This is a genomic window from Streptosporangium sp. NPDC048886, assembly GCF_055586905.1.
Genome location: NZ_JBVJHH010000096.1, coordinates 1 through 7,209 on the forward strand (window position 1 = coordinate 1; position 7,209 = coordinate 7,209).

General features: G+C 68.5%; 4 protein-coding genes and 1 pseudogene. 1 reads left to right on the top strand and 4 read right to left on the bottom strand.

Going from position 1 to position 7,209, the window contains the following annotated elements:
• Positions 1-221: 221 nt before the first annotated feature.
• From ACZ6R6_RS48945 to ACZ6R6_RS48955, 3 genes and pseudogenes are all read right to left on the bottom strand, one after another.
• Positions 222-475, bottom strand: a pseudogene (locus tag ACZ6R6_RS48945) (transposase); the annotation flags it as partial.
• A 61-nt stretch (positions 476-536) separates the two neighbouring features.
• Positions 537-1,277: an SDR family NAD(P)-dependent oxidoreductase gene (locus tag ACZ6R6_RS48950; RefSeq protein ID WP_470104369.1), complete on the bottom strand. Its 741-nt coding sequence runs from the start codon at positions 1,275-1,277 to the stop codon at positions 537-539.
• A 56-nt stretch (positions 1,278-1,333) separates the two neighbouring features.
• Positions 1,334-2,227 carry a helix-turn-helix transcriptional regulator gene (locus ACZ6R6_RS48955; protein ID WP_470104370.1) on the bottom strand — a complete coding sequence of 298 codons (894 nt, stop codon included), beginning with the start codon at positions 2,225-2,227 and terminating at the stop codon, positions 1,334-1,336.
• A 703-nt stretch (positions 2,228-2,930) separates the two neighbouring features.
• On the opposite strand from ACZ6R6_RS48955, the gene ACZ6R6_RS48960 reads away from it, so the two are divergent.
• Positions 2,931-6,056: a BTAD domain-containing putative transcriptional regulator gene (locus ACZ6R6_RS48960; protein WP_470104372.1), complete on the top strand. Its 3,126-nt coding sequence runs from the start codon at positions 2,931-2,933 to the stop codon at positions 6,054-6,056.
• 16 nt (positions 6,057-6,072) lie between these two features.
• Here ACZ6R6_RS48960 and ACZ6R6_RS48965 read toward each other — a convergent pair whose 3' ends face one another.
• Positions 6,073-7,011 carry an ATP-binding cassette domain-containing protein gene (locus ACZ6R6_RS48965; protein ID WP_470104373.1) on the bottom strand — a complete coding sequence of 313 codons (939 nt, stop codon included), beginning with the start codon at positions 7,009-7,011 and terminating at the stop codon, positions 6,073-6,075.
• Between the last annotated feature and the right edge of the window lie 198 nt (positions 7,012-7,209).

Genomic DNA, 7,209 nt, shown 5'->3' on the forward strand with positions numbered 1-7,209 from the left:
CTTCTTCCCTCGACAAGAAGAATGATCAACCAAGGGCTGTCTAACTGAGAACTCAGGAGCGGCTTCGCAAGCCACCAAGGTTAAAGATCAAGCTAAGAGGGTGTCTCATGTGGTGAGTCGGCGGTAGCGAATGAGGGCTGCGGCAACGGCCACGAAGGACGCGAAATGGTCGGCATGGCGCTCGTAGCGACGGTGTAGGCGGCGACAGCCGGCCAGGAGACGGTGCGTTCGACGACCCAGCGGTGCACCGTCTGCCAGGAGGCGCCGAAGACCGGCGGCAACTGCCGCCAGGTGCAGCCGGTGGTTGCCACGTACACAATCGCCGCCAGAATCACTCGTCCCCCCGCCGCCGCCCGCCGCCTTGCGGCCGAGTCGGTGGCGGCGGGACCACGCGCTGGAACAGCTCCCACAGCTCATCGGGCACCAGTTGTTGGAGGAACGCATCCGCGAACGATCTAACGACCGATCCCCAAATGAGTCACGGTCTAAGGAGCGGGCGCCGAGGTGGGGCCCCGGGTCGGGGCTGAGGGTGGCGGTCAAGCGGGAATCGTAGCGACGAGGCCACCGTCGACCACCAGGTCTTGGCCGTTCACGTACGAGGCATCGGACGAGGCCAGGAACGCCACCACGCCGGCCACCTCCTCGGGCTGTCCGAAGCGCCCGGCCGCCACCCGGCCCTTGATCGTCCTGGCCGTCTCCTCATCCAGAGATGCCTCCGGGTACATGGGGGTGTCGATGTATCCAGGACTGATGGAGTTCACCCGGATCCCGTGGGGCGCGAGTTCGGCGGCCAGCGTTCTGGCCAGGTTGTGCACGGCCGCCTTGGTGGCCGAGTACAGGGCGAGGATGCCAACCCCCCGATGCAGGGTCCATGACGCGTTGATGACGATGGACGAGCCGTCGGGCATCAGCGGCAGCGCCTTCTGGATTACGAAGAACACCCCCTTGACGTTCACGTCCACAGTGGAAGAGAAGTCGCTCTCGCTGATTTCCGCGAAGGGCTTGAACGTCCCGGTCCCCGCATTGGCGAAGATCGCGTCGATCCGCCCGTACCGCTCCTTGACAGCGGTCATCAGCGCGTCCAGGGAGGCGAGGTCGCCGACATCCGAGGCCACGCCCATGGCGCCGATCGACTCGGCGACGGCCGCCACACGCGAGGGCGAACGGCCGGTGATGACGACGTGGGCGCCCTCGGCGATGAGACGGCGCGCGGTTGCCAGCCCGATGCCGCTGGTCCCACCGGTGATCAGTACGACCTTGTCATTGAATCGAGTCATGACGAGCAGCCTGGGGGATCGTGCGGCGGGTAGGTAGTGTCCGTTTATCCGAGGTTTCACACCACCAGGCACAGCCGCCGCGCCAATGACTCCAGCTTCTCCTCGGTGTCCGTACCCGGCTGGGGATTGTGAAGCAGGATCCGGTGCCCCGGCCGGTCGGGCACGGCGAGGCTGGTGTACTCGAAGCGCAGCTCACCCACCTCGGAATGTATGACGGACTTGAGCCCCTGCGCGGTCTCCGCCACGTCGTGCCGCTCCCACAGTCCGGCGAACTCCGCGCTCGCCGCCACCAGATCATCTGCGATCCGTACGAACTCGCCATCCCCGGGATGCCGCGCCGCGTCCGCGCGGAACTGCGCCACGATCGTTGGCGCCGCTGCCTTCCAGTCGGCGAACGACGCCCGGTACCGGGCGCTTGTGAAGAATGACATCAGGCAGTTGTGATCGTAGTCGCCAAACCCGAACACTTCGCGCGCTACGGAGTTCACCGCGGCCAGGCCCCAGTGCCGGTCAAGCACGTACGCCGGCCGCGGCAGCCAGGAGTCGAGCACCCGCAGCAACTGCTCCGACAGCGGATCGTCCAAGTCGGGAGCGGCCGGCGGGTTGAGCCCTGCCAGCAGATACAGGTGCGTCCGCTCGGCCTCGTCGAGCCGCAGCGCGCGAGCGACCGCGTCGAGCACCTGCGCAGAGACGGTGATGTCGCGGCCCTGCTCCAGCCAGGTGTACCAGGACACCCCCACCCCGGCCAGCACCGCGACCTCCTCGCGCCGCAACCCGGGGGTCCGCCTGCGCCCCGCCTCCGGCATCCCGACGTCCCGCGGACTCAACCTGGCCCGACGGCTGCGCAGAAAGCCCTTCAGCTCTTCACGACGGAGTCCTTCACGGTGAGGTTCCTCACGACGAAGTCCTCCACCACTCACCCCACGGGAAAGCTTCTCACCAGGTTTCACTGGCCCAGGCTACCGGCGCAAGAGCTTGATCAACTTGTCGCATCCAAGCATCCGAACGGCCGGTGGTGGTGACACTCGGTCATCAACCGCTATCGCTACTGGAGGTTCCATGCCTTGTGGCCGCGCGCCCGCGCGCCCGCGTCAGCCCGGCGGCCCCGGCTGACCGCTGGGCGCGAGCCGTACGGTTCGACTCGCGCCACATACTGCGATCGCAGGTAATACAGTCCTTGCCCGTATTGCCTGCGTTGCCCGCGATACGGGATGACCAGGCAAAACGTTCTAGCGGCACGGCGAAGCTTTTCCCGCAGCACCCGGGCCGGCCGCGCGCAGGCAGGTCGCGACTTGGTTGTATGGGCCGTCGGCCAGGACGTCTCACGATCAGCTGTAACGGGCACTACTCGCGTATCCCAGCCAGCTCCAGTGGTCGGTGGCGAAGGGCGAGGCGAGCAGGGACCAGGCTGGAGATCAGGGCGAGGAGAAGGCAGACCGCCACGCTCACGCCCACGGTGCTCCATGGCAGGGAGAACAGAATCGGCGCCTGCCCACATAACGACCCCTCTCGGCGTTCGTGACACAGGGTCCGTTGGATTTTCCGCGATTGCTACCGAGACCCCCTAGACCGCGGTGATGGGACAGAGGCTGGGTCTGGGAGGCTGCCCTGGTGCATATTGTCCTGCTTGGGCCGGTTGGGGCCTTTGATGACGTGACGCCGATCGACATCGGCGGCGTGCGGCTGCGCATGTTGTTGGCCAGGCTGGCCCTGGAGGCAGGTCGTCCGGTGTCCGCCGACTCGCTGATCGATGATCTGTGGGGGGCGGAATCGCCGTCGGGGGCGGCCAGCGCGCTGCAGGCGTTGGTGTTCCGGTTGCGTAAGGCGCTGCGCGGGGCCGGAACGCTGAATTCCGTGGCGGGCGGCTACCGGCTTTCGGTGCGGGCCGAGGACGTGGACGCGCACCGGTTCGAGGAGCTGGCCGGGCAGGGCAGGCGTGAGCTGGCAGCGGGCCGGTACGAAGAGGCGTCCGCGGTGCTTGGTGCGGCGCTGGGGTTGTGGCGGGGCGCGGCGCTGACGGATGTGCTGGAGGCGCCGTTCGCTCGTGGTGTCGCCGCGAGGTTGGACGAGGTGCGGGCCGCGGCTGCCGAGGATCGTTTTGACGCTGAGCTGCGACTGGGCCGGCACGCCGAGGTGCTGACCGATCTTGGGGTGGCAGGCGCCGAACGTCCGCTGAGCGAGAGGCTGGCTGGGCTGCGGATGCGGGCGTTGTCGGCGGCCGGACGCCAGTCGGATGCGTTGGCGGTGTATGAGGAGATCCGAGGCAGGCTGAGCGAGGAGCTCGGCATCGATCCCTCGGCCGAGCTGCGGGACGTTCATCTGGCCCTGCTCCGCGGCGAGTTGGGCCAGCCTTCGGTGCGACAAGAGGCCGTACCGAGCCGACTTCCCGCGCAGCTGAGCAGTTTCGTCGGCAGGGACAGCGAGTTGGATCAGTTGGCTGAGCTGATGGTCGTTTCCCGGCTGGTGACCATCGTCGGGCCGGGCGGCGCGGGCAAGACGAGGCTGTCGCTGGAGGCGGTGACCCGGGATCGGGCCCACCAGCGCGGCCGGGTGTGGTTCGTGCCGCTGGCCGGGGTGATCGCACCGGATCAGTTGGCCGACACGATGCTCGGCGCGCTCAGCTCCCAAGACAGCCGTCTTTACGAGGGAGGGCAGATACGGCGGGCCACCCCGGTCGACCGGCTGGCCGAGCTGCTGGATGTCGGCGAGGCGGTCCTGATAGTGGACAACTGCGAGCATCTCATCGAAGCCGCCGCCGAGCTCACCCACGAGTTGCTCGCCAGGCTGCCGCGTCTGCGGATTCTCGCCACCAGCAGGGAACCGCTGGCGATCACCGGGGAGATGCTGTGCCATCTCGGCCCGCTGGAGCTGCCCGCGGAGAGACCAGAGCCGGCGGAGGCGGCGGAGTCGGCCGCGGTGCGTCTGTTCATCGACAGGGCCGCTGGTGTCAGGCCCGGCTTCGTGCTGGACGATTCCACGGTGGGCGCGGTGGTGGAGATCTGTCGGCGGCTGGATGGTCTGCCGCTGGCGTTGGAGCTGGCCGCGGCCAAGTTGCGTTCGATGAGCGTGGAGCAGGTCGCGCGGCGTTTGGATGATCGCTTCCGGCTGCTGACCTCGGGGAGCAGGACGGCGCTGCCGCGCCAGCGGACGCTGCTGGCGGTGGTGGAGTGGAGCTGGGATCTGCTGGAGGAGCCCGAGCGGGTGCTGGCCCGCAGGTTGTCGGTCTTTCCCGGTGGTGCGACCCTGGCCGCGTTGGAGGCGGTGTGTGCTGATGAGCTGCTTTCGGCAAGGGATGTGCCGTATGTGCTCGATTCGCTGGTGGAGAAGTCTCTGCTGAACGCCACCGACGACGGCGATGAGCCTCGCTATCGGATGCTGGAGACGGTTCGCGCGTACGCGGCTGCTCAGCTGGTCAGGTCAGGTGAGGAGGTGTCCACGCGTTTCGCCGGGTATTTCCTGGCGCTGGCGGAGGAGCACGAGCCGTTGTTGCGGACCGGGCAGCAGCTGCGGGCGATCGCGCTGTTTGATGCCGAGCACGACAACATGGTCGCCGCGCTGCGAGCGGCCGTGGACGCCGGGGACGGGGTCACCGCGTCCCGGTTCGTCGGCGCGCTGTTCTGGTACTGGGGTATCAGAGGGATGAGCAGCCAGTTCGAGACGTTCCTGGCTGAGGTGCTGAGGTTGGGCTACGGCCTGCCCGATCACGCGCATGCCACCATGGAGGTGGTGCGGCTGGCGGCGGGCAGCTCGGCGCGCTCGGCGATCGCCGGCGTCGACTCGGCGGCGGCACGGGAGTTCCATCCGGCGCTGCCGCTGGTGCGGATGTCTCAGCTGGCCTTCGTCAGCGGCGGCGCCGAGCTCGTGCGACGTCGGCTGCGGCAGTCGCTGGACTCGCCGGACCCGTGGGTGCGAGCCAGCGCGCACTGGGCGCAGGACTTCGCTCTCACCGAGCAGGGCGATCTGCGGGCCGGCGCCCACGCCCGGCGGGAGGCGTTGCGCGGTTTTGAGGAGGTGGGCGATCGGTGGGGGCTGGTGATGAGTCTGCTCCCGCTGGGCCGGGATCATTCGCTGCGGGGTGAGTACGACCAGGCGATCGCCCTGCTGGAACGGGCAGTGGCGATCAGCTCCGAGCTGGGCACCGAGGACTACCTGTATCTCAGCAGGGCCAGGCTCGCCCGCGAACGCAGACGCAGCGGCGATCTGGACGGCGCGCTGCGTGACATCCTCGCGGCGCGGCGCCAGGCCAGCGATCGAGGCCATCGGCGGCTGGAGGCCAACATCCTGGTGGGGCTGGCCAACCTGCACCGCCGTGCGGGCGACCTGGAGCAGGCCAACCGTACCCTCGATGAGCTGGAGTCGCTCGGTCAGCGCCGGGCGATCCCCGAGGAGTTGGCCCGGGACCTGATCGTGAGCACCCGGATGGAGAACCGCCTCGCCGAGGGCGAGGCCGCCCAAGCCCGCCGGCTGCTGCCCCAGGCGGCCGGTTCCCTGTTCGCGCAGGGCTCCAGCGCCGGCCTGGCCTGGACGGCGGAGCTACTGGCCGGGCTGCTCGCGCTGGAGAACGACCCAGCGGGGGCGGCCACCGCGCTCGGAATGAGCCAGGCGATCCGCGGTGCCTTCGACCTCGGCGAACCAGAGCTGCGCGAACTGGTCACCAAACTGACCGACCGACTCGGCGAGCCCGGCTACCAGCAGGCATACCGCCGAGGCGCCGACCTACCGAGGAAGGACGCGCTCAACCGGCTGGCCGGGGAAGCCGGCCAGCCGGGGGCGCCGTGAGCTCTGCCCCTGTCCTTCACACGGCCGGCTGTCCGGTCAGCGCCAGGAAGACCTCGTCCGGGCTGGGCAGGCGGAGCCCCAGCTCATCGACGCCGATACCGGCCCCGTCGAGCCGTCTGACCAGAGCGGAGACCAATATCGGATCGGCGATCGGCACGGTCAGCAAGCCGGCGTTCGGATCGTGGGCGGGCGTGGCCCCGGTCAGCTCGGCCAGGATCGGGCGCACCGCGTCCAGATCGGAGAGCAGGGTCGTGCGCACCTGTAGCCGCTGACCACCGACCCGCCGCTTCAGCTCTTCCGGGCTGCCTTCCGCGACCACCCGGCCGTGGTCGATCGCAGTGATCCGGTCCGCCAGTTGGTCGGCCTCCTCCAGATACTGCGTGGTGAGCAGTACCGTGCAATCCTCGGTCATCAACCGCCGCGCGACCTCCCAGACCTCCTTGCGGGCATGTGGATCCAGCCCCGTGGTCGGCTCGTCCAGGTACAGCACCTGCGGTCGGCCGACCAGGCTCGCCGCCAGATCCAGCCTGCGGCGCATCTCCCCGGAGAAAGTCCTGACCGGATGGTCGGCGACATCAGCCAGCTCGAACCCCTCCATCAACTCGGCCGCCCGCGCTGTGGCCCGCTGCCTCGATAGATCCATCAGACGCCCCAGGGACACCAGGTTCTCCCGGCCCGACAAACTCTCATCCACCGACATGTCCTGTCCGGTGAGCCCGATCAGGGCGCGGACCCGCACCGGGTCCTTCATCACGTCGTAGCCACCGACCGTGGCGTGGCCCCCATCCGGCCGTAGCAGTGTCGCCAAGATCCGCACGATGGTGGTCTTACCCGCCCGATTCGGGCCGAGGAGACCGATCACCTTTCCTGCGGGCACCTCCAGATCGACCCCGTCCAGGGCGACCATCTCCCCGTACCGTTTGACCAGCCCCTCAGCCCGGATCGCGTACGACATCGTTCGTTCCCTTCGGTCCTCAACGCGCCATCTGGCGGGGCACGGTCTTACCCAGCCCCATGGCTGCGATCGCCGGCTGGGTTGACTCGGTGGTCATGGCCCCTCGTTTCACGGTCGCTTTCTCGTCTGCCACGACCATGACGGGACCCGCTGACATCCCGCGAACAGACCGGATACAGCTCGCTGACAGATCAGCGG

Bases quoted from the DNA above. Each gene is read 5' to 3' on its own strand.
- ACZ6R6_RS48950 (WP_470104369.1), bottom strand. From the start codon at position 1,277: ATGACTCGATTCAATGACAAGGTCGTACTGATCACCGGTGGGACCAGC.
- ACZ6R6_RS48965 (WP_470104373.1), bottom strand. From the start codon at position 7,011: ATGTCGTACGCGATCCGGGCTGAGGGGCTGGTCAAACGGTACGGGGAG.